A 592-nucleotide genomic window follows, 5' to 3' on the forward strand; every position below is an offset into this window, starting at 1 on the left:
ATTTTAACAGGTGCCTTTATTGTCTTTTATATGCTTGAAAAAGGGCTAACTCTTATTGATATCGGGATCATTAAGTCGTTTCAGGCTTTTATTATGATGGTTACAGATGTTCCTCTGGGATATTTTGCCGATAGAAAAAGTTATAAAATATCGATTGTTTTGGCAGCGGCTTTTGCTGCTACATGGCTATGTCTCATGGGATTTTCTACAAGCTTTTACGGTTTTCTTTTAGCAGAATCTTTTAATGCCTTATCACTGACATTGATTGCGGGGGCTTATAATGCTTTACTTGTTCAATATGCAAAAGCAAAAGTGACATCGACTAAAAAAGTGCTGGGAGCGAGCTCTCAATATAATTACATCGGCATGTTTATATTCAGTTTAATCGGTGCATATTTTGCTGATTATTCAAGCCAATATATATGGTATATCGCGGCGTTTTTAATGTTGATGACAACACTATTTGGTTTGTTTTTTCTTGATGACTTGAAGGGGGAGAAAAAACCAAATAAAGTGAATTCTCTCATTTGTGAAGCTAAGGAGATGTTGTCTATTTTTATTAAAGTTCCTTATATTTCTTTATGCTTTTATT

The 592-nt window shown here is 34.0% G+C and carries 1 protein-coding gene; it reads left to right on the top strand.

Going from position 1 to position 592, the window contains the following annotated elements; genetic code table 11:
- A partial coding sequence (locus ACFIO3_RS15890; protein WP_375704796.1) for an MFS transporter occupies positions 1–592 on the top strand: 592 nt, incomplete at both ends.

This window comes from Bartonella sp. AD328YNZD, assembly GCF_042196425.1.